Raw genomic sequence first — 20,677 nt, 5'->3', positions numbered from 1 at the left:
CGATCAGACGAACCGGCGCGGCATCCGGTAGGGCAGCATCATCTGGACGAGCGGATTGGCGAAGCGGCCGAGATCGACGCTTTCGTGGATCGCCGTCACCTCCCGCCCGAGCAGCCGCGTTCCGACGACCGAGCGGGTGTAGAAGGGCGAGTCCTCCAGCGTCTCGATCACCTTGGCCGAGGCGCCGCGCTCGCAGCGGGTCGAGCGGCGCATGCCCCAGAAGCTCTTCTTCAGCCGTGCCGGCGGCGGCGGCTCGAAGTCCGTCACGCCATGCCGCGGATCGAACTTGATCGCCAGCGAGCAGGACTGGTCGTCGCGGTCGAGCAGGTCGTAGAGGACGACCGTCCCTTCCGGCACCGAGGCGCGGCACCAGTTCCAGCGGTGGAAGCTCTCCTCCAGGGGGACCTCGCCGGTGTTGAAGTCGAAATAACCGCTGCCGGACCAGGAGAGCGACGGCTCGTCGAGTTCCACCTCGACACGCGCGCAAGGGGCGATCGGCCACCAGCAGTGGCGGGCTTCGCAATCCAGCGCCACCGGGTGGTTGACCACGGCGTCCGGATAGAGCCGCACGGTTCCCTTCACGCGCCTCGGGATCAGCGGCGAGATCTCGTCGATGGTGACGGTGAGGCCGCTGCCGTCCCAGCGCATGGCGCTCGGGCCGATGGACAGGGTTCCGGCGTCGCGGTGCAGCGCCTTGGTCCTGCGTTCGGTCATCGTCCACCGCTTCGAGCCCGCCCCCGTCAGCGCGACGTTCAGCGCGACGTGATCTTCCGGCCGGCCGCGACCGGAGAAGCGGTAATAGGGCGAAAACACGCTGCCGACGAAGCCGATCAGCGTTAGAGCATGCCGACCATCTGACGAAAGCGCGTCCACATACCACCAGGCATAGCCTCCCGGCGGGACCTGCTGGTCGAAGCGCGGTCCGCCAGGATAGCCTCCGCCGCGATCTTGCCGGAGAGCGCCGCCATCGGCAGGCCGGCCCCCGGATGGGCGCTGCCGCCGCAGAGATAGAGGCCCGCGAGCTTCGTTCTGGCGCCGGGCCTGCGGAACGAAGCCGTCGACCCATGCGAGGCCCGCCCGTAGAGCGCTCCGCCCGTCGCCGGAAAACGTCTCGCGAAATCGGAGGGCGTCGAAAGCCTGATCTGTCGAAAATCCGGCCCCTCCACCCGCAAGCCGGAGGCGCGAAGTCTCGAAAATGCCGCCGTCACGCATCGCTCGACCTCCTCTTTGCCGAAGTCCGTTTCGTCGCCGTCGGCCGGCGCGTTGATGATCAGGAAAAGCCGTTCGCGGCCGCGCCTTGCCGACTCGCTCGAAAGCCGACCGCAATCGTCCCGGTCGCTGGCGCAGACATAGACGGTGGGGTCGGAGGGCAGCCGGCGCCGGGTCAGGATCTCATCGAATTCGCGGGCATAGTCGGCCGAGAAGAAGACGTTGTGCCGCAGCAACTCCATCCCGTCCGTCGGCGCCTCCAGCGCGACGGTCAGCGCCGACAGCGAGCGGTCCTCGCGCTCCAGCGGCGGATCGACGGCGGTTTGCACGGCTTTGCCCAACAGTCCGGCGGCAAGGGCCCCGGCGTCGCAATTAGCGAGGACGACGTCGGCGGCGATCGTCTCGCCGCCCGCCAGCGTCACGCCGCCGACCGCCCCGCCCCGCACGGCGATCGAGGCGACGGGGACGCCGTAGCGCAGGCTCGCGCCGGATCGTTCGGCGAGGCCGGCGAGGCTCTCGGCAAGTCGCATCATGCCGCCTTCGACCAGCCAGACGCCGGACTTCTCGACATGGGCGATCAGCATCAGCGTCGCCGGGGCGAGGAAGGGCGAGGAGCCGTTGTAGGTGGCGTAGCGGCCGAAGAGCTGGGCGAGACGCGGATCGGAGAACTGCGCCGACAGCGACTTCCAAAGCGTCGTCTCCGCGCCGATCCGCATGATCGCCGGCAAGCCTTTCGGGCCGGCCCGGGCGACGAGGCCGAGCGGCCCCGACGGGCGCTCGGCGCGCATGAAGATCGGCGACAGCGTCTCGCAGACGCTTTTCGCCCGGGCGCAGAAGCTCTCGTATTCGCCGGCCGATCGCTCGCCGGACAGGGCCGTGATCGCCGCTTGCGAGCGTTCCGCGTCGGCGAAGAGATCGAGCACGGCGCCGTCCGCGAAGACGTGCCGGGCAATCGTCTCGCAGCGATGCAGCGTCAGATGGTCGTCCAGCCGTTCGCCGGCGCAGGCGAAGACGTCGTCGAAGACGTCCCGCAGGGTGAAGACGGTCGGACCGACGTCGACCATCCGGCCGGCGATCTCCGTCTCGCGCAATTTTCCGCCCGGCTGTCCGGCGGCTTCGACGACCGTGACGGCGACCCCCGAGGAGGCGAGCCTCACGGCTGCGGCGAGGCCGCCGATCCCGGCGCCAACGATGGCGACGTGCATTGGATCATCCCTCGGAACCTTTCGGAGGAGATTGACACGGCGCGCATCTGGTTGTCCAATAAAATTGACAGTTAAACCTGTCTAGAAGGATTGACGGCCATGTCGACCACGGAAATCGAGCCTGCCTCTCCTGCCTCCAAGAGGCCCTCCGGCTGGGCAGATCCGATACGGGAAATCCGCCGCTTCTTCAGGCCGAGCCGCGAGGGCTGGAAGAGCTTCCGCAATCGCAAGCTCGCAGATCGCGCCTTCCACCGAAGTTCCGCGAAGTTCTGGCTGACCCGCCCCTTCGCGCGCCGAAGCTCGCGGCGACTGTTCGATCTCGTCGCCGGCTTCGTCTACTCGCAGGTGCTTGCCGCGGCCGTCGAGCTGAACGTCTTCCAACACTTGTCGCGCGGCCCGAGGGCGCTCGCCGATATCGCAGCGGCGACGGGCCTGAAGCCGGAGGCGGCCGAGCGGCTGCTGCGCGCGCTCGCTGCCCTCGATCTGGTCGAGATCGACGACAGCGAGGACGAGATCGCCTACGGGCTCGGCCCGCTCGGCGCGGCACTCGTCGCCAATCCCGGCATCGAAGCGATGATCCGGCACCACCGCGACGTCTATCAGGACCTGTCCGACCCGGTCGCGCTCCTGAAGGGCACAGCCGCACCAACCCGCCTGTCGAAGCTTTGGCCCTATGCGGCGGCACCGGGCGGAACACCGCCCGAAGACGCCGACGTCGCCGCCTATACCGATCTCATGGCCGCCAGCCAGGACTTCGTGGCCGAGGAAGTCCTCGGCTCCTACGACGTCTCCTGGGCCCGCCGCATCCTCGATCTCGGCGGCGGCGACGGGCGGTTCCTGCGCAAGGTGGCGGAGCATCATCCGGAGGCCGAGCTTCACCTGATGGACCTCCCGGCGGTGGCCGAGATCGCCGCGAAGCGAATCCGCGACACGAGATTCGGGCGACGCATCCACGTCCATTCCGGCGACTTCTTCAACGACCCCTATCCCGAGGGCCGCTTCGACCTGATCACCCTCGTGCGCATCCTGCACGACCACGACGACGCCGAGGCGGTGAAGCTGCTCACCCGGGCGCGCGAAAGCCTCGAGCCCGGCGGCGTCGTGATGGTCGCCGAGCCGATGGCCGGCGTCGGCGACTCGGCTCCGGTCGCGGACGTCTATTTCGGCTTCTACCTGCTCGCCATGGGACGCGGCAGACCGCGCACTCCCGACGAGATCGGCCGGTTGATGAATGCCGCGGGGCTGACCCGCGCCCGCGAAGTCCCCACGGCGCTGCCACTGGCGACCAGCATCGTCGTCGCCGAGATTCCGCGCCGCAATGTCATATTTACTTGACAGCTTGAACTGTCAATTTAAACTGACACTCAATCCAGGAGCCCCCCGTGGTCACGCAATCCGACGCCATCGTCTTCGACCATCCCCGCAAGCTCGGCATGCGGCGGCTGGGTCTGGCACCGCGCAAGGCCGGAGAGGTGGTCGTCGCGATCGAAGCCTCGGGCATTTCCACCGGCACCGAGCGGCTCCTGTGGTCTGGTGAAATGCCGGCCTTCCCCGGCATGGGCTATCCGCTCGTTCCAGGCTACGAAGCCGTCGGCCGGGTGGTCGAGGCAAGGGACGCGCGCCGGCTGAAGGTCGGCGACAAGGTCTTCGTCCCGGGCTCGAATGGTTTCGACGGGGCCAGGGGCCTGTTCGGCGCCTCGGCCTCTCACGTCCAGTTGCCCGAGGGGCGTCTCGTTTCGATCGGCGACGATCTCGGCGACGAGGCAACCCTCCTTGCCCTGGCGGCGACGGCCCACCATGCGGTGCGCGCCTCCGGCCGCGACCTGCCGGAACTCGTCGTCGGCCATGGCGCACTCGGCCGGCTTGCCGCACGGATGGTCGTCTCGCTCGGCGGTCAGGCCGTCGTCTGGGAAACCTCGAAGGCCCGCCGCGCCGGCGCCATCGGCTACGCCGTCATCGATCCGTCGGACGAGGAGCGGGCCGATTATCGCCAGATCCTCGACGTTTCGGGGGATTCGCAAGTTCTCGACCGTCTCGTTCCGCGGCTCGGCCGCGGCGGCGAGATCGTCCTCGCCGGCTTCTACAAAGAGCCCGTCTCCTTCGCCTTCCCGCCCGCCTTCATGCGCGAGGCGCGCATGAAGATCGCCGCCGAATGGCGGCCGGAGGACATGGAGGCGGTGCTGGCGCTCGTCGCCGCCGGTCGCCTTTCTCTGCACGGCCTGGTGACCCATGCGGGCCGACCGGTCGAGGCGGAAGCTGCCTATCGCACGGCGTTCGAAGATGCCGACTGCCTGAAGATGATCCTGGATTGGAGAGAGATGTGAGCAACGCGCTACGACATGTCGAGGGCGCGAGCGGGCCCGCCGGCGCCATGGCCGAACGGCTGCGGGCCGAGGCTGCCATCGAGCCGTCCTCCGTCGCCACCGGCAAGGTGACGAAGGAAACGCAGATCATCGCGATCTACGGCAAGGGCGGGATCGGCAAGTCCTTCACCCTCGCCAACCTCTCCTACATGATGGCGAGCCAGGGCAAGCGGGTCCTGCTCATCGGCTGCGACCCGAAGTCCGACACCACCTCGCTCTTGTTCGGCGGCAAGGCCTGCCCGACCATCATCCAGACCTCGTCGGCCAAGAAGGCCGCCGGCGAGGAAGTCGACATTTCCGACGTCTGCTTCCGGCGCGACGGCGTCTTCGCCATGGAGCTCGGCGGACCGGAAGTCGGCCGCGGCTGCGGCGGCCGGGGAATCATCCACGGCTTCGAACTCCTGGAAAAGCTCGGCTTCCACGACTGGGGCTTCGACTACGTTCTCCTCGACTTCCTCGGCGACGTCGTCTGCGGCGGCTTCGGCCTGCCGATCGCCCGGGACATGTGCCAGAAGGTCATCGTCGTCGGCTCGAACGACCTCCAGTCGCTCTACGTCGCCAACAACGTCTGCTCGGCGGTGGAATATTTCCGCAAGCTCGGCGGCAATGTCGGCGTCGCCGGCATGGTGGTGAACAAGGACGATGGCACCGGCGAGGCCGCGGCCTTCGCCAAATCCGTCGGCATTCCGGTTCTCGCCGCGATCCCCGCCGACGAGGACATCCGCAGGAAGAGCGCCAACTACCAGATCGTCGGCCAGCCCGGCGGGCGCTGGGCGCCGCTGTTCGAGCAGCTCGCCACCAATGTCGGTGAAGCCCCGCCGCTCCACCCGACGCCGCTCGATCAGGACGGCCTCCTCGGCCTGTTCTCCGACGAAGAGACCGGCCGCGAGTTCACGCTCCAGCCGGCGAGCCTCGCCGACATGATGGGCCGCCCGGTGGTCCAGCGCCCCTCCCTCGAAGTCGTCTACGACGAGGCGTGAGGGTCATGGATTATTCCGACACAGACCTGAAGCGCGACGACGGCGACGGCGCCCATGTGCCGGAGACGACCATCGAGACTGCCGCGACGCCTCGCGAAGGCGACGCCTCCTGCCACGCCGGCAAGGCCGAGATGCGCGCGGCGGCGGCAAAGGCCGGAAAGAGCGAGATCCTCGACCGCTACGCCAGGGACTATCCGGCCGGCCCGCACGACCAGCCGCAGTCCATGTGCCCGGCATTCGGCTCGCTGCGCGTCGGCCTCCGGATGCGGCGCACTGCGACGGTGCTCTCCGGCTCGGCCTGTTGTGTCTACGGCCTGACCTTCACCGCACATTTCTATGGCGCCCGCCGCACCGTCGGCTACGTGCCGTTCAATTCCGAGACGCTGGTCACCGGCAAACTGTTCGAGGACATCCGCGAGGCCGTCCATCAACTGGCCGATCCCGCCCTCTACGACGCCATCGTCGTCACCAATCTCTGCGTCCCGACCGCCTCGGGCGTTCCCCTGCGGCTTCTGCCTAAGGAGATCGACGGCGTCCGCATCATCGGCATCGACGTTCCTGGTTTCGGTGTACCGACCCACGCCGAGGCGAAGGACATCCTCGCCGGCGCCATGCTCGCCTATGCGAGGTCCGAGGCCGAGGCCGGCCCCGTCGCGGCGCCGCGCGCACCGCGCAGCGACAAGCCTTCCGTGGCGCTTCTCGGCGAGATGTTTCCCGCCGATCCGATGGTGATCGGACGCCTCCTGGAACCGATGGGCCTTGCCGCCGGCCCCGTGGTGCCGACGCGCGAATGGCGCGAGCTCTATGCGGCGCTCGATTGCGCCGTCGCCGCCGCGATCCATCCTTTCTACACGGCATCCATTCGTGAATTCGAGACGGCCGGCCGGCCTGTGGTGGGCTCCGCCCCTGTCGGGGTGGAAGGCACGGCGGACTGGCTGTCCCGGATCGGCGAGGCCGCCGCCGTCTCGGCCGAGCGCATTGCGGCAGCCCAGAACGCCATCCTCCCGGCGATCCGGGGCGCGCTCGCCGGCTCACCCGTGTCCGGCCGGATCACCCTCTCCGGCTACGAGGGCTCCGAACTCCTGGTCGCAAGGCTCCTCGTCGAGAGCGGCGCCGATGTCCGCTACGTCGGCACCGCCTGCCCGAAGACGCCTTGGTCGGCCGCCGACTGGGAATGGCTGGAAGCCAAGGGCGTTCACGTGAAATTCCGCGCCTCGTTGGAAGACGATCTCGCGGCCTTCCATGAGTTTTCGCCGGATCTCGCCATCGGCACGACGCCGGTGGTCCAGAAGGCCAAGCAGTCCGGCACGCCGGCCCTCTATTTCACCAATCTCATCTCGTCGCGCCCGCTGATGGGCCCGGCCGGGGCCGGGTCGCTCGCCGAGGTGATCAACGGCGCGATCGCCTCGAAATCGCGCTTCGACACGATGAAGGCCTTCTTCGAAGGCGTCGGCGAGGGTTACGCTTCCGGCATCTGGGAGGACGTTCCGCAGAAGCCCAAGCCGGCGAAGATCCGCGCCGACCTGCAGATCAACGGCAAGAAGACGGCGACCTACGACGCCGGGATGGGGGACGTGTGATGCTCGTCCTCGATCACGACAGGGCCGGCGGCTACTGGGGCGCCGTCTACGTCTTTTCCGCGGTGAAGGGCCTGCAGGTCATCGTCGACGGCCCGGTCGGCTGCGAGAACCTGCCGGTCACCTCGGTGCTGCACTACACCGACGCCCTGCCGCCGCACGAATTACCGATCGTCGTCACCGGCCTGTCGGAAGACAATCTCGGCCAGACCGGCACCGAAGGGGCGATGAAGCGCGCCCATGCGACGCTCGATCCGACCCAGCCTTCAGTGGTGGTCACCGGGTCGATCGCCGAGATGATCGGCGGCGGCGTGACGCCGGAGGGCACCAACCTCAAGCGCTTCCTGCCGCGCACCATCGACGAGGACCAGTGGCAATGCGCCGACCGGGCGCTGAAGTGGCTGCTCACCGAATACGGGCCCAAGAAGGGAAAGATCCCCGCCCCGCGTGAGCGCAAGGAAGGCGAGAAGCCGAAGGTCAACATCATCGGCCCGGCCTATGGCATGTTCAACATGCCCTCCGACCTCGCCGAGATCCGCCGGCTGATCGAGGGCATCGGCGCCGAGGTGAACCTCGTCTTCCCGCTCGGCGCGCATCTGCGCGACATCCCGAAGCTGACCGCCGCCGACGCGAATGTCTGCCTTTACCGCGAATATGGCCGCCAGCTCTGCGAGGCCCTGGAGCGCCCCTATCTGCAGGCGCCGATCGGGCTGCATTCGACCACCGCCTTCCTGAGGAAGCTCGGCGAGATGCTGGGGCTCGACCCCGAACCCTTCATCACCCGCGAGAAGCACACGACGATCAAGCCGCTGTGGGATCTATGGCGCTCCGTGACCCAGGACTTCTTCGGCACGGCGAGCTTCGCCATTGTCGCCAACGAGACCTACGCCCGAGGCATCCGGCATTTTCTCGAGGACGAGATGGGCCTGCCCTGCCGTTTTGCGGTGCCGCGACTGTCCGGCAAGAAGACGCTGAACGACGAGGTCCGGCGGATGGTGAAGGAAACCCCGCCCCTCGTCCTCTTCGGCAGCTACAACGAACGCATGTACCTCGCCGAGACCGGCGGGCGCGGCACCTTCATTCCCGCTTCGTTCCCCGGCGCAGCGATCCGGCGGCACACCGGCACGCCCTTCATGGGCTATTCCGGCGCCACCTATCTCGTCCAGGAAGTCTGCAACGCCCTGTTCGACGCGCTCTTCCACATCCTGCCCCTCGGCACGGAGATGGACCGCGTCGTCGCCACCCCGGCCAAGGGCCTCCGGGCGCGAGAGGAAGAACTCGCCTGGTCGGGCGCCGCCAATCAACTGATGCAGGATGCGCTCGAGCGCGAACCGGTCCTGGTGCGGATCTCTGCGGCGCGGCGCCTGCGCGACGCAGCCGAAGCCGCCGCCCGGCGCGAAGGCTCCGGCACCGTCGAATTCCGCCATGTGGCGGCCTCGGCTCCGGCGGGAGAACCCGTCGCATGACCCGATGCCCCGCATTCATCCGCCGATCGCAAGGACAGCCAGGGAGATCTCTCACATGAGCCTCGTCGAACGCCACGGCCTCTCGCATTTTCGCGCCGACAAGCAGGAATACCGGATCGTCTACGCGGTGACCTTCCCGATCTTCTTCGCGGTCTCGCTCGTCTCGCGGCTCCTGCCGGCCCGCCTGCGACCCACGCCGTTCGGTAACGGCGGTGTTCTCGCGGTGTTTCGCGACGCCAGGGCCGCGGCCAATTCCGTCCTCCCCTACGCCTTCATGCGCTAGCAGCGGCGAGGACCAGAAGCTTCGGCGGCGAACCGTGTCATCGGCGCGGCCCGCCCGGAGATAAAGGAAACAAGGAGAAAGGAAATGGCAGACCATATGACGGGCCGGGAGGCGGGAACGCTCTCCGGCATGACGGAGCGGGAGGCACAGGAGTTCAACGGACTCTTCATGACCTCGTTCTTCGTCTTCTTGGGCATCGCGGTCGTCGCGCACATTCTCGTCTGGATCTGGCGGCCCTGGCTGCAGACCCCCGAGGTGAGCCAGGCGAGCCTCGACACGGCCCAATCGCTCCTCACGATGCTCAGCTAAGGAGATAGAACCATGTGGAGAATGTGGCTTCTCTTCGACCCGCGCAGAGCGCTCATCGGGCTCTTCACCTTCCTTCTGGTGCTGGCGCTCCTCATTCACTTCATCCTGCTCTCGACGGCCCGTTTCAACTGGCTGGCCAATCCGACCCCGCCCGGCGGCGCGGCTCAGACCAGCCAGATCGAAACGCCCCTCACGCAGCACGGCTGAGGCGAATTCGACGACACCTCGGGACGGCGTTCCGCGCCGTCCCGGAAAACGACCCGGGTTTGACAGGGATGGGAATCTCGCCATGGCGATGCTGTCGTTCGAACGCAAATATCGTGTGCGGGGAGGCACGCTCGTCGGCGGCGATCTCTTCGATTTCTGGGTCGGGCCCTTCTATGTCGGCTTCTTCGGCGTCACCGCGATCTTCTTCGCCCTCCTGGGCTCGCTGCTGATCTTCTACGACATCAGCCAGGGCAACGAGACGAACATCTTCGCCTTCTCGGTGAACCCGCCGTCGATCAAATACGGCCTCGGGCTGGCGCCGCTCGACGAAGGCGGCACCTGGCAGCTCGTCACCATGTGCGCCGTTGGCGCCTTTGCCTCCTGGGCACTGCGCGAGTTCGAGATCTGCCGAAAGCTCGGCATCGGCTGGCATGTCCCGATCGCCTATTCCTTCGCGATCCTCGCCTATGTCTCGCTGGTGGTGATCAGGCCACTGCTGCTCGGCGCCTGGGGTCACGGATTCCCCTACGGGATCATGTCACATCTCGACTGGGTCTCGAACGTCGGCTACCAGTTTCTGCACTTTCACTACAATCCCGCGCACATGTTGGCGGTGACGTTCTTCTTCACCACCACGATGTTTCTCGGCTTGCATGCCGGCGTCATTCTCGGCGCCGTCAATCCCGGAGAGGGCGAGGTGGTGAAGTATGGCGAGCACGAGAACGCCTATTTCCGCGATTTCATCTGTTATTCGATCGGGCCTTACGGCATCCACCGGCTCGGGCTGTTCTTCGCGCTGAACGCCGGCTTCTGGAGCGCTGTCTGCATCATCATCTCCGGTCCCTTCTGGGACAGAGGGTGGCCGTACTTCTTCGACTTCTACCTGAAGACCCCGGCCGCCATCGGCAACGTTGCTTACTGAGGGAGGCGGGACGATGGGATCCTATTCCAGCATCTACAATCGCATCCAGGTCCGCGGACCGTTCGACCCCGGCGTGCCGCTGAAGCACTCCTCGGACGAGCGCATCCAGTCCAAGACCTTCTCCTATTGGCTCGGCAAGATCGGCGATCCGCAGGTCGGGCCGCTCTATCTCGGCTGGTCGGGCGCGGCCTCTCTCGCCTTCGGCTTCATCGCCATCGAGATCATCGGCCTCAACATGTGGGCCTCGGTCGACTGGGATCCGTACGCGTTCGTGCGCAACCTCGCCTTCCTGTCGCTCGATCCGCCGCCGGCGAAATACGGCCTCAACCCGCTGGTGCCGCTCGGCGACGGCGGCTGGTGGATCCTCGCCGGCTTCTTCCTCACCACCTCGATCCTCTTGTGGTGGGTGAGGAGCTATACGAGGGCCCGGGCGCTCGGCATGGGCACCCATACGAGCTGGGCCTTCGCCTCGGCGATTTTCCTCTACCTCTCCCTCGGCCTGTTCCGACCGATCCTGATGGGATCGTGGTCGGAGGCCGTGCCCTTCGGCATCATCACGCATCTCAACTGGACGGCGTCGGTCTCGGTGCTCTACGGCAACTGGTACTACAACCCGTTCCACATGCTCTCGATCGTCTTCCTCTACGGCTCGACGATGCTCTTCGCCATGCACGGCGCGACCATCCTGGCCGTCTCGCGCTTCGGCGGCGAGCGCGAGGCCGAGGAGATCGTCGACCGCGGCACGGCCGCCGAGCGCGGCGCCCTCTTCTGGCGCTGGACCATGGGCTTCAACGCCACCTTCGAATCAATCCACCGCTGGGCGTGGTGGTTCGCGGTTCTGACCACCTTCACCGGCGCGATCGGCGTGCTCCTCACCGGCACCGTGGTCGACAACTGGTACCTGTGGGGCGTCAAGCACGGCATCGCGCCGAGCTACCCCTCGGTCTATCCGTCCTTCCCGATCCCCGACGAAGCCACGCGGAGTGTCCTGCAATGAGCACGAAGCACGTCCGTTACAGCCCGATCGTCGTCGGGGTCATATCCCTCGCGCTGGTTCTGGTCGGCCTCACGGTGCCGCCCTGGGTTTTCCCGCCGATCGAATCGATCGAAACGGGACCGGCGGCCATCGAGATGGTGCAGTTCAAGGCCGCCAGCCGGCAGTTGCCCTACAACGCCAGGCCGGTGGCGCTCGAGCCCGCCGACAACGAGGGCAGCCCGCAGGCCAGTGAAGTCTATCAGAACGTCCAGGTGCTGGGCGGCCTCACCGATGCGGAATTCACCCGGCTGATGCTGGCGATCACCGAATGGGTGTCGCCGGAACAGGGCTGCGAATACTGCCACAATCTGGAATCCGAGGAAGGCTTCGCCAGCGACGCCCTCTATACTAAGAAGGTCGCCCGCACGATGCTGCAGATGGTGCGTCACATCAACACCAACTGGCCGGAGCACGTCGCGCCCTCGGGCGTCACCTGCTACACCTGCCACCGCGGCCAGAACGTCCCGCCCCGCACCTGGTACGACCAGAACCGGCCGGGTGGCGACCAGTTCATGGGCAAGCCGCGGCCCTGGCACCTCGAAGCGAAGACCATCCGGCAGTTCTTCCCGGACGTGCCCTTCACCAAATATCTGAAGGAGGAGCATGCCAGCGCCAGGATCCAGTCATCCGACCCGCTGGTGTCGCGCACAGGCAGAGCGGAGGTGGCCCTCGAACAGGACGCCGAGGACATGTACCTCTTCATGATGCAGGTCTCGAACTCGCTCGGCGTCAACTGCACCTACTGCCACAATTCCCGGGCCTTCCGGGACTGGTCGCAGTCGACGCCCTTTCGCTGGATCGCCTATTGGGGCATCCGCATGACCCGGGACATCAACTCCAACTACATCCAGCCGCTCGCCTCAGTCTTCCCGGACAACCGCAAGGGCCCGCTCGGCGATCCCGCCAAGGCCGAGTGCGGCACCTGCCACATCGGCAACAACAAGCCGCTCGGCGGCTACAATCTGCTCGAGCACTATCTCGTCGGCCTGACCGAGGACGGCAAGGCGCCCGATCCCGCCCCGAAGGAGGCCATCCTGATCGGCGAGGCGAAGCCGACGGCGGTCACCGGTCCCGACCAGGACGCCGCCCAGCCGGCCCCCGCCCCTGCCCCGGTCTCCGAGGAGGCGATCGGCCAGTCGGTGGCGCCGGGCGGTAGCGGCGACGGGGTCGAGTACCGGTCGCAGGAAGAGCCGGCGAACACCGGCGGCGAGGATGTCAGCGGCACGGTCCGGCCCGTCCCCCAGGACCAGGACGCCAATGCGCCCTCCCCTGAGCCGACGGGCGATGCCGCACCCCGGGGCGCCGAGCCCTCGCAGCTCGATCCCGGCACGACGATGCAGCCGAGCGAGGAGCAGAACGGCACCGAGGGGACCGCGAACGCACCCTCCGCCGGACAGCCGCCCAGCAACCCGCCGCCGGCGGACGACACTCCGGGCAAAGAGGAGCCGGCCGATGTGGGGACTCCTGCAGCGCCGGCGGAGGGTTCGACGAACGGCGGGGCGGACGGCGCAGCGCCTGCAGCCGGCGCGGCGACGCCGCCCGCCAACCGCGGCCCCGCCCAGGGCACGACGACCCGCTTCGACTGACGGCAACGGGCAGGAGCGGCGCAGCTCCTGCCCGTTGATCCATCGCGATCTTCCACGTCACGCCAGGGCACGACGCACCGCCAGAACAAGGAACCGCGGGGCATTCGATGCCCCGCGGTTTTTCAGTCGATCGGCACCACCACGAAGCGGACGTCGCCGTTCGATGCGGTCAGAAGCAGCAGCGCGTTGCGCCGACCTTCCTCCTTCAGCTCGTCGATCTTTTCCTTCACCTCGGCAGCGCTCGCCACGGGCTCCTGCGCGACCTCGGTGATGAGCATGCCGGCCTCGACGCCCTTTTCCGCCGCAGCCGAATTCGCCGACACCGCCGTCACCACGGCTCCGGAGGCATCCTCCGCAAGGTCGAACTTCTTGCGTGCTTCCGCGTCGACGTCGCCGAGCGTCAGGCCGAGCGTCTCGACAGCCCCGGTATCCTCTGCCGGTTGCGCCGCGTCTGGCGACTGGGTGGTGTCGGTCTCGGCCATCATCTTCTCGCCGTCCTCGAGCCGTCCGAGCGTGATTTCGACAGTCTCCGGCTCGGCAGCGGCCGACACCGACTCCTTGCGCAGGATGCCGATCTGAACCTTCTTGCCGACCTTCGTCTCGGCGACCATGCGCGGCAGATCGTTGGAGCCCTCGACCTTGCGCCCGTCGAAGGAAACGATGACGTCGCCGACCTTCAGGCTGCCATTGTCCGACGGCCCGCCGGGGACGATGCCCATGACGACGGCACCGTCGCTCTGCTCGACGCCGAGCCCCTTGGCGATGTCCTCGTTCAGCGCCTGCAGGCGGATGCCGAGCCAGCCCCGGCGCGTCTCGCCATATTCGCGCAGCTGGTCGATGACGTTGACGGCGAGATTGGAGGGGATCGAGAAGCCGATGCCGATCGAGCCGCCGGTGGGCGAGATGATCGCCGTGTTGATGCCGACCACGTTGCCGAACATGTCGAACAGCGGGCCGCCGGAATTGCCGCGGTTGATCGCCGCATCGGTCTGGATGAAGTTGTCGTAGGGGCCGGCATTGATGTTGCGTCCCCTGGCCGAGACGATGCCGATCGAGACCGAGCCGCCGAGGCCGAAGGGATTGCCGATCGCCATCACCCAGTCGCCGATCCGAAGGTCTTCCGAATCACCCAGCTTGACGAAGGGTAGCGGCTTGCCCGCATCGACTTTCAAGACGGCGATGTCGGTCTTGGCATCCTTGCCGATCAGTTCGGCGTCGAGCTGGTCGCCATTGGGGAAGTTCACGGTGATCGTATCGGCGTCGCCGATGACGTGGTTGTTGGTGACGATGATGCCGGTCGGATCGATGACGAAGCCCGAGCCGAGCGACTGGACGCTCCTTTCGCCCGGCCCCTCGCGGTTGCGCAGGAGATCGTCGAAGAAATCCTGCAGCGGCGAGCCTTCCGGCGCCTGGAGCGGCGGAACGCCGCGCCCCGGCCGATCCACCCCTTGCGAGGTCGAGACGTTGACGACGGCATCGAGCAGCAGGTCGGCCAGATCGGCCACCGACAATGGGCCATACCGGGTCGGCCGCGAGGCTTCGTCCTGCGTCTGCGGAGCGGTCGTCGATGCGCCGGGCAGCGCATTGCCGTTGGCGGGAGCCCTCTCGGTGGCCCCGTTGTCGGTGGGCGGAACCGGGAGCGCCGGCACGCGCTCCTCGTTGCCGGCCGGAGGCTCCGGCGCCGCCGGTGCTTCGGGCGCTGCCTGAGCCGGCTCTGCCCCGCCCGGCGTCTGGGCGCCCGCCATGCGAGGCGGCGCCACACTCGAAAGGAGCACCGCCAACAGAACGGGAAGAAGAGCTTGAACGCGCATCGAAGTCATCGCGGGGGCCTCAAAAGTCTGGCGTCACGTCGGGGAACCGGACGGGTCGCACTTCACGACTGCGAGCGGACCGGAGAATTTCGACTTAATCAAGGGGACGGGCGACAGTTGGAGAAATGGTGATCGAAGCGGGAGCTTCGCACCCGACATCGTCATCCCACGTCGGGCGTCACTCGCATCCGCAATGCCGGGCAGAGCTTTCCCGTCAATGTCGGGCGATCCAGACGACCCCCACGCCGAGACAGGCGACGACGAGCCCGCCATAGCGCAGCCTTTCGGCCGAAACCTCGAGCGCCGACTTGGCCATGCGCTTGGCAAAGCCCGGAAACAGGCAATAGACGATGCCCTCGATCACCAGAAGGAGACCGAGGGCATCGAAGAAATCGGTCATCGCCGGGCCGTACGCTACTGAACGGTGGTCGGGGCGGCCCCTTGCGGATCGCCGGCAGTCGCGGGCTCGGCGAGTTCTTGCGGAGATGCCGCATCCGTGTCTGACGGATCGGACGGCGCGGTCGTTCCCGCATCCGCCGCCGGCAGAGCCGGCGTCGCAGCCGAGGCAGAGGCGGCATCGTCGGCGCCCGCCGGCGCCGCCGTCCCCTGTTCGGCACCATCGCCGCTGGCGCCGCCGGAAGGCGACACGACCCCCGCAGGTGTCGTTCCGCCCGAAGGCTGAACCGCGCTCGACTGGTCGTCCGGCGGGGTGGGGCTTTCCGGCGCCGAGCTTTGCGGCGAAGCGTCTTCCCTCTCGCTGGGTGCTGCCCGCGGCGAGTTCTGAATCCCGCCTCGTCCGCCTTCACCGTTGAAATAGCGGAAGAACTCCGAATCCGGGGATAGAACCATCGTCGTGCCGGAATTCTCCAGCGACGTGCGATAGGCCTGCATGGATCGATAGAAGTCGAAGAATTCCGGGTCGTTCTGATATACGTTGGCGAAGATGCCGCTGCGCTCGGCCTCGCCCTGACCCTTGATGATCTCGGACTCCTTGCGGGCGGTCGCAACCGTCTCCGTCACTTCGCGGTCGGCAGCGGCCCTGATCTCGCGCGCGGCGACCTGACCCCTTGCCCTCAGCCGCTCGGCCTCGGCGAGACGTTCGGCCTTCATGCGCTCATAGGTCTGCTGCGAGACTTCCTGCGTGAGATCGGTGCGCCGGATCCTGACGTCGTCGATCGTCACGCCGAGGCTGGCCGCGTCCTGGCGGATCTCGTCGCGCACCTGGCGCATCATCTCGCCGCGCTCGTCAGACAGCGCCGCCTCGAAGCCGCGCAGGCCGTAGACCCGGCGCAGCGCCGCATCGAGGCGGGTGCGCAGGCGCTGCTCGGCCTGCAGCATCGATCCCGACACGGTCTGGCGGAATTTCGCGGCGTCGGAGATGTTGTAGACCAGGAACGCGTCGACTTCGTAGAACTTGCCGCCCGAGACCTGGACGCGGATGTCCTCGAGATCGAAACGCAGCAATCGATCCGGCAGCATCTGCACGTTGTCCGCCCCGATGAAGGAGAAGGGCGACTTGAAGTAGAGGCCGGGCTCGTCGACGACGCGGCGGATCTCGCCGAAGCGAAGGACGATCGCCTGCTCCCTCTCGTTGACGACGAAGACCGAGTTCCACAAGAGGAGCGCGCCGACGGCCAGAACGATCAGAACGGCATAAAAACGGTTGGCCATCAGTTGTTCGTGCCCCTCTCGACGGTCCCGCCCGTGCGGGGGGAGCTGTTGCGGGTGATCTCGTTGAGCGGCAGATAGGGAACGACCCCCTGCCCGCCGCCCGGAGCGTTCTGATCCAGTATGATCTTCGAGGAGTCCTTCAACACGCCTTCCATCGTCTCCAGGAAGAGCCGCTTGCGGGTGACGTCGGGCGCCTTGCGGTATTCTTCGAGCACCGAGAAGAAGCGCTGGGCCTCACCGGTCGCTTCCTGGGTCACCCGGCTCTTGTAGGCGGCAGCATCCTCGCGGATCTGCGCCGCTTCTCCGCGTGCCTGGCCGAGCTGCTTGTTGCGGTAGAGATTGGCCTCTTCGACGAAGCGGTCCTCGTCCTGCTCTGCGCGCTGCACCTCGTCGAACGCGTCCGCGACCTGCGAGGGCGGCGCGGCGTCCTCGATCGAGATGGCGTTGATCCGGATACCCGCCTGATAGGTGTTCAGCGTGTCCTGGGTGATCTGGCGGACCTCGTCGGCGATTCCGGCGCGATCGTCGCGGAAGACGTCCTGAACCGGCCGGCGACCGACCACTTCACGGATCGCGCTCTCGGAGACCTGCTGCACCATCGAGATGGGATCGTCGACGTTGAACAGGAAGTTCTTCGGGTCGTCGACCTGATAGAGAACCGCGAACTGCACGTCGACGATGTTCTGATCGCCGGAGAGCATCAACCCCGAATTATCGCCCCGTTGGCCCGAACCGAGGGTGATCTGGCTTTCGACCACGGGCACGGTATCGACCGTTTCGAACGGCCAGAGGAGAAAGTGCAGGCCCGGCTCGGAGAGCTCGGCCTTCGGCTTGCCGAACAGCATCTCGACGCCGACCTCGTCCGGCTGGACGGTGTAGACGCTCTTGAACAACCACAACACACCACCGACGACGAGAACCAGGAGCACCCAGCCGAAGGCGGACTTACCGCCGCCGCCGCCGCCCCCGGGCATCGCCCGGCGCAAGCGATCCTGACCGCGACGCAGGATGTCCTCCAGATCCGGCGAATTCGCACCGCCGCCCGTGGGCCGCGGTCCCTGCGGACGCTGGCCCCAAGGACCACCGGTTCCGCCGCCTTTCCAGCCCCCGTTGCCGGTCTGATTGCTCCAGGGCATCGATATCCTTTCAACGTAACGGGAAAATCGGGTATCGATCTCCTCGAAACCCGCGCGTGACGCGTGCTCAGCCCTTATAAGTACTGCAAAATCTGCTTTCAACGCATCGACGGTGTTTTCGGCCCCGGCAATGGTCGCAACGTTACGATTCCATGAGCGCCCGGCCGCTGGCTGCGCAGCTTCAGCGTGTGGCGGCGATCCGACGATAGATGGTGAAGCGCGTCGCCGCGCTGTCTCGCCCGTGCCTAACCGGCCCCTCGCTGTGGACGGGCTCGAAGGTCGCCGGATCGATCGTCGGGAAGCGTGCGTCGCCTTCCGGTGCGGCCGCCACCTCGGAGACATAGAGCCTTTCGAGCTTGTCGAAGAAAAGGCGATAGATTTCCTCGCCGCCTGCGATCACGATTTCGTCCGCGCCACGTGATGCCGCACATGACGCCGCGATTTCGAGCGCCGCCTGGGGCGTCGCGGCAAGACGCGCCCCTTCGAACGGCGCATGGTCCTGTCGGGTCAGGACGATCGTGTCGCGGCCGTCGAGGACGCGGCCGATCGACTGCAGGGTCTTACGGCCCATGATCATCGGCTTGCCCATGGTCAGGCGGCGATAGCGCTTGAGATCGCTCGGGATCGACCAGGGCATCGAACCGTTTCGTCCGATGACGCGGTTCTCGGCCATCGCGACGACGGCGACGAGGGGGATGGAGCCGCTCACACCGCAACCCTCGCCGCGATGTGCGGATGGGCCTCGTATCCCTCGATCTCGATGTCCTCGAATCGGAAGGCGAAGAGATCGCCGATCTCGGGATTGAGTTTCAGGCGCGGCAGCGGCAGCGGCTCGCGGGAAAGCTGCAGCCGGGCCTGGTCGAGATGGTTGCTGTAGAGATGAGCGTCACCCAGCGTGTGAACGAAATCCCCGGGCTTCAGCCCGCTCACCTGCGCGACCATCGCGGTGAGCAGCGCATAGGAGGCGATGTTGAACGGCACGCCCAGGAATACGTCGGCCGAACGCTGGTAGAGCAGGCAGGACAGCCGGCCGTCGGCGACGTAGAACTGGAACAGGCAATGGCAGGGCGGCAGGGCCATCTCGTCGACCAGCGCCGGGTTCCAGGCCGAGACGATCAGCCGGCGCGAATCGGGCGTCTTCTTTATCGCGGCGAGAAGGTTGGCGATCTGGTCGATATGGCCGCCGTGATAGTCCGGCCAGGAACGCCACTGTGCCCCATAGACCGGGCCGAGTTCGCCGTCCTTGTCGGCCCATTCGTCCCAGATGCGGACCCCGTTCTCCTTCAGATAGGCGATGTTGGTCTCGCCCTTCAGGAACCACAGGAGCTCATGGACGATCGAGCGAATGTGCAGCTTCTTGGTGGTCAGCAGCGGAAACCCGGCGGAAAGATCGAATCGCATCTGATGGCCGAAGACCGAACGCGTCCCGGTGCCGGTGCGGTCGCTCTTTTCCACGCCTTCGGTGAGGACGCGATCGAGAAGGTCGAGATACTGGCGCATCGTCTCCCCATGGCGGGACGAGGTTAACCGGCCACACGGTCCGGACGAGATCGGGTGGGACGGCTGCCATTCGTCGGCATTTCACCGTCCCACACCTCAGGAAGTGGCGAAATCTCGCTCCGGAGTCGACTCCGGCGGGCCAAGTTTCCCCGAATTCTTCGCCCGGCCACCCTTCCTTTCGCATCCGCGCGGCATCGAGGCCGATCCTCCTCTTTTCACAGGGACGTAATATCCTTATATTCGGCTCGCCGGGCATTCGTCCGGCTATGGCGATAAACGTTCGTTGGAATAAGCCTTTCGGACCCGGGGGCGGTACCCGGCGCCTCCACCACATGCCAGCTTGGCGATTCAGGCTGGCATGTGGCGGGGGCGAAATAGGATCGACGAGGGTGTAAAGAGCGAATTTTTGCTCGGCATGGTTCCGCCGTTATCGGGCCGTATCAATAGTTGCCAACGACAACTATGCGGAAGCACGTCTCGCAGCGTAAGCTGTGCGATAGCTTCAATTCAAGTCCTGGGGGTTCGCACTTCTAGGCGGGGCTCGGAGGCGCCTGGCAACAGAAGCCTCCACTTTTTATGGTCCGGCATGCGGAAGAAATCCGTGCTCGGAAAGGGGACTGAGGGGATCGGAACGCCGGAATGGGCCAGGATCTTATTCGTTACGACGTTCTTGCGCAGGAGGCGCTTCGCGGCGTCATCCGCAAGGTTCTCAGCGAGGTGGCCAAGACGGGTCTGCCCGGAGAACATCATTTCTTCATCACGTTCCTGACCTCGGCTCCGGGGGTGCGAATCTCGTCGCGCCTGCGGGAGAAATATCCCGAGTTGATGACCATCGTGGTCCAGCATCAGTTCTGGGACCTGCAGGTCACGGAAGCGTCCTTCGAGGTCGGTCTGTCCTTCTCCGACATTCCGGAGCGGCTGCTCGTGCCGTTCAGCGCGATCCGTGGCTTCTACGATCCCGCGGTGAATTTCGAGCTGGAATTCGACGTGCAGGGCGCGGTCGCGGCCAACGGCCAGACGGAGCCGCAGGAGCCAGCTTCCGCGCCGACGCAGTTGATGACGCCCTCGGCGATCCCGGGTCCCGCCGCCCGCAAGGGCAAGGACGCGGCCAAGGCGGAGAAATCCGCCGGCGAGGACGACGGGGACGAGGCGGACCGCAAGGACGCCGAAGTCGTCTCCCTCGACGCCTTCCGCAAGAAGACCTGAGCGCCCCTCAGATGGGCGATCTCGTCAATCTGCGGCAGGCCCGCAAGCAGCGCTCGCGCGACGAGAAGGAGCGCCTCGCCGAAGAGAACCGCAGCCGGTTCGGACGCGGCAAGCTCGAACGGACGCGCGAGGCGGCCGAGCGCCGCCGCAGCGAGGCTGTGCTCGACGGCGCCAGGATCGATCGGCCCGAAAAGCCGGGCGCCTGAGAAC

20 protein-coding genes, 1 other RNA gene and 1 pseudogene are annotated in these 20,677 nt (G+C 66.7%); 14 read left to right on the top strand and 8 right to left on the bottom strand.

From position 1 onward, the window contains the following. Positions 1-3: 3 nt before the first annotated feature. Both GTK09_RS15255 and crtD read right to left on the bottom strand, forming a co-directional pair. Positions 4-873, bottom strand: a complete 870-nt coding sequence (locus GTK09_RS15255) for a carotenoid 1,2-hydratase family protein (RefSeq protein WP_163464035.1) — start codon at positions 871-873, stop codon at positions 4-6. Beyond that, on the bottom strand, positions 837-2,414 hold the full coding sequence (crtD, locus tag GTK09_RS15250) for a 1-hydroxycarotenoid 3,4-desaturase CrtD (protein WP_163464034.1): 1,578 nt from the start codon (positions 2,412-2,414) through the stop codon (positions 837-839). The genes GTK09_RS15255 and crtD overlap by 37 nt, the downstream gene beginning before the upstream one ends. A 99-nt stretch (positions 2,415-2,513) precedes the next feature. Here crtD and GTK09_RS15245 point away from each other — a divergent pair, with 99 nt between their 5' ends. From GTK09_RS15245 to pufC, 11 genes are all read left to right on the top strand, one after another. Further along, a complete protein-coding gene (locus tag GTK09_RS15245) occupies positions 2,514-3,749 on the top strand; it encodes a methyltransferase (RefSeq protein WP_163464033.1) in 1,236 nt (411 codons plus the stop codon). Between the two features lie 47 nt (positions 3,750-3,796). Continuing rightward, complete coding sequence (gene bchC, locus GTK09_RS15240) at positions 3,797-4,738, top strand: chlorophyll synthesis pathway protein BchC (RefSeq protein WP_163464032.1); 942 nt, start codon at positions 3,797-3,799, stop codon at positions 4,736-4,738. A gap of 47 nt (positions 4,739-4,785) precedes the next feature. Beyond that, complete coding sequence (locus GTK09_RS15235; protein WP_163464202.1) at positions 4,786-5,757, top strand: chlorophyllide a reductase iron protein subunit X; 972 nt, start codon at positions 4,786-4,788, stop codon at positions 5,755-5,757. A 5-nt stretch (positions 5,758-5,762) separates the two neighbouring features. Continuing rightward, entirely contained in the window at positions 5,763-7,337 is a 1,575-nt protein-coding gene (gene bchY / locus GTK09_RS15230) for a chlorophyllide a reductase subunit Y (RefSeq protein ID WP_163464031.1), read from the top strand. Further along, positions 7,337-8,800, top strand: a complete 1,464-nt coding sequence (gene bchZ, locus GTK09_RS15225; RefSeq protein WP_163464030.1) for a chlorophyllide a reductase subunit Z — start codon at positions 7,337-7,339, stop codon at positions 8,798-8,800. Before bchY ends, bchZ begins: the two co-directional genes overlap by 1 nt. A gap of 55 nt (positions 8,801-8,855) precedes the next feature. Continuing rightward, entirely contained in the window at positions 8,856-9,083 is a 228-nt protein-coding gene (locus GTK09_RS15220; protein WP_163464029.1) for a hypothetical protein, read from the top strand. An 84-nt stretch (positions 9,084-9,167) separates the two neighbouring features. Then, complete coding sequence (gene pufB / locus GTK09_RS15215; RefSeq protein WP_163464028.1) at positions 9,168-9,392, top strand: light-harvesting antenna LH1, beta subunit; 225 nt, start codon at positions 9,168-9,170, stop codon at positions 9,390-9,392. A 12-nt stretch (positions 9,393-9,404) separates the two neighbouring features. Next, positions 9,405-9,599 carry a light-harvesting antenna LH1, alpha subunit gene (gene pufA / locus GTK09_RS15210; protein ID WP_163464027.1) on the top strand — a complete coding sequence of 65 codons (195 nt, stop codon included), beginning with the start codon at positions 9,405-9,407 and terminating at the stop codon, positions 9,597-9,599. Positions 9,600-9,681: 82 nt separating this feature from the next. Continuing rightward, a complete protein-coding gene (gene pufL, locus GTK09_RS15205) occupies positions 9,682-10,521 on the top strand; it encodes a photosynthetic reaction center subunit L (RefSeq protein WP_163464026.1) in 840 nt (279 codons plus the stop codon). A 13-nt stretch (positions 10,522-10,534) separates the two neighbouring features. Beyond that, positions 10,535-11,518, top strand: a complete 984-nt coding sequence (gene pufM, locus GTK09_RS15200) for a photosynthetic reaction center subunit M (RefSeq protein WP_163464025.1) — start codon at positions 10,535-10,537, stop codon at positions 11,516-11,518. Continuing rightward, positions 11,515-13,143, top strand: coding sequence for a photosynthetic reaction center cytochrome PufC (gene pufC, locus GTK09_RS15195; protein ID WP_163464024.1), 1,629 nt, complete (start codon positions 11,515-11,517; stop codon positions 13,141-13,143). Before pufM ends, pufC begins: the two co-directional genes overlap by 4 nt. A gap of 122 nt (positions 13,144-13,265) precedes the next feature. Here the strand turns inward: pufC and GTK09_RS15190 are convergent, their stop codons facing one another. From GTK09_RS15190 to GTK09_RS15165, 6 genes and pseudogenes are all read right to left on the bottom strand, one after another. Continuing rightward, entirely contained in the window at positions 13,266-14,888 is a 1,623-nt protein-coding gene (locus tag GTK09_RS15190) for a Do family serine endopeptidase (RefSeq protein WP_163464023.1), read from the bottom strand. A 280-nt stretch (positions 14,889-15,168) separates the two neighbouring features. Continuing rightward, positions 15,169-15,354, bottom strand: a complete 186-nt coding sequence (locus GTK09_RS15185; RefSeq protein WP_163464022.1) for a DUF2065 domain-containing protein — start codon at positions 15,352-15,354, stop codon at positions 15,169-15,171. Positions 15,355-15,746: 392 nt separating this feature from the next. Then, positions 15,747-16,625 (bottom strand): annotated as a pseudogene (hflC, locus tag GTK09_RS15180) (protease modulator HflC); the annotation flags it as partial. Next, positions 16,625-17,761, bottom strand: a complete 1,137-nt coding sequence (hflK, locus tag GTK09_RS15175) for an FtsH protease activity modulator HflK (protein WP_163464020.1) — start codon at positions 17,759-17,761, stop codon at positions 16,625-16,627. The gene hflK and the pseudogene hflC, both read right to left, overlap by 1 nt. 181 nt (positions 17,762-17,942) lie before the next feature. Then, positions 17,943-18,470, bottom strand: coding sequence for a dihydrofolate reductase (locus GTK09_RS15170; RefSeq protein ID WP_163464019.1), 528 nt, complete (start codon positions 18,468-18,470; stop codon positions 17,943-17,945). Continuing rightward, positions 18,467-19,261 carry a thymidylate synthase gene (locus GTK09_RS15165; RefSeq protein ID WP_163464018.1) on the bottom strand — a complete coding sequence of 265 codons (795 nt, stop codon included), beginning with the start codon at positions 19,259-19,261 and terminating at the stop codon, positions 18,467-18,469. The genes GTK09_RS15170 and GTK09_RS15165 overlap by 4 nt, the downstream gene beginning before the upstream one ends. Positions 19,262-19,469: 208 nt before the next feature. On the opposite strand from GTK09_RS15165, the gene ssrA reads away from it, so the two are divergent. The 3 genes from ssrA (at position 19,470) to GTK09_RS15150 (ending at position 20,673) form a co-directional block, all read left to right on the top strand. After that, positions 19,470-19,833, top strand: a transfer-messenger RNA (tmRNA) gene (gene ssrA, locus GTK09_RS15160). A 67-nt stretch (positions 19,834-19,900) separates the two neighbouring features. Then, positions 19,901-20,467 carry an SspB family protein gene (locus GTK09_RS15155; protein ID WP_163464017.1) on the top strand — a complete coding sequence of 189 codons (567 nt, stop codon included), beginning with the start codon at positions 19,901-19,903 and terminating at the stop codon, positions 20,465-20,467. 11 nt (positions 20,468-20,478) lie between these two features. Then, positions 20,479-20,673, top strand: coding sequence for a DUF4169 family protein (locus tag GTK09_RS15150; protein WP_163464016.1), 195 nt, complete (start codon positions 20,479-20,481; stop codon positions 20,671-20,673). Positions 20,674-20,677 lie beyond the last annotated feature (4 nt).

Origin of the sequence: Jiella pacifica (genome assembly GCF_010500815.1) — a bacterium.
GTDB lineage: Bacteria > Pseudomonadota > Alphaproteobacteria > Rhizobiales > Rhizobiaceae > Jiella > Jiella pacifica.
This window is presented reverse-complemented; position numbering and strand designations above follow the sequence as displayed.

Bases quoted from the DNA above. Each gene is read 5' to 3' on its own strand.
- pufB (WP_163464028.1), top strand. From the start codon at position 9,168: ATGGCAGACCATATGACGGGCCGGGAGGCGGGAACGCTCTCCGGCATG.
- GTK09_RS15185 (WP_163464022.1), bottom strand. From the start codon at position 15,354: ATGACCGATTTCTTCGATGCCCTCGGTCTCCTTCTGGTGATCGAGGGC.
- GTK09_RS15220 (WP_163464029.1), top strand. From the start codon at position 8,856: ATGAGCCTCGTCGAACGCCACGGCCTCTCGCATTTTCGCGCCGACAAG.
- GTK09_RS15245 (WP_163464033.1), top strand. From the start codon at position 2,514: ATGTCGACCACGGAAATCGAGCCTGCCTCTCCTGCCTCCAAGAGGCCC.
- hflK (WP_163464020.1), bottom strand. From the start codon at position 17,761: ATGCCCTGGAGCAATCAGACCGGCAACGGGGGCTGGAAAGGCGGCGGA.
- crtD (WP_163464034.1), bottom strand. From the start codon at position 2,414: ATGCACGTCGCCATCGTTGGCGCCGGGATCGGCGGCCTCGCCGCAGCC.
- pufM (WP_163464025.1), top strand. From the start codon at position 10,535: ATGGGATCCTATTCCAGCATCTACAATCGCATCCAGGTCCGCGGACCG.
- GTK09_RS15165 (WP_163464018.1), bottom strand. From the start codon at position 19,261: ATGCGCCAGTATCTCGACCTTCTCGATCGCGTCCTCACCGAAGGCGTG.
- GTK09_RS15155 (WP_163464017.1), top strand. From the start codon at position 19,901: ATGGGCCAGGATCTTATTCGTTACGACGTTCTTGCGCAGGAGGCGCTT.
- pufA (WP_163464027.1), top strand. From the start codon at position 9,405: ATGTGGAGAATGTGGCTTCTCTTCGACCCGCGCAGAGCGCTCATCGGG.
- bchZ (WP_163464030.1), top strand. From the start codon at position 7,337: ATGCTCGTCCTCGATCACGACAGGGCCGGCGGCTACTGGGGCGCCGTC.
- bchY (WP_163464031.1), top strand. From the start codon at position 5,763: ATGGATTATTCCGACACAGACCTGAAGCGCGACGACGGCGACGGCGCC.
- GTK09_RS15190 (WP_163464023.1), bottom strand. From the start codon at position 14,888: ATGGCGGGCGCCCAGACGCCGGGCGGGGCAGAGCCGGCTCAGGCAGCG.
- pufL (WP_163464026.1), top strand. From the start codon at position 9,682: ATGGCGATGCTGTCGTTCGAACGCAAATATCGTGTGCGGGGAGGCACG.
- GTK09_RS15235 (WP_163464202.1), top strand. From the start codon at position 4,786: ATGGCCGAACGGCTGCGGGCCGAGGCTGCCATCGAGCCGTCCTCCGTC.
- pufC (WP_163464024.1), top strand. From the start codon at position 11,515: ATGAGCACGAAGCACGTCCGTTACAGCCCGATCGTCGTCGGGGTCATA.
- GTK09_RS15150 (WP_163464016.1), top strand. From the start codon at position 20,479: ATGGGCGATCTCGTCAATCTGCGGCAGGCCCGCAAGCAGCGCTCGCGC.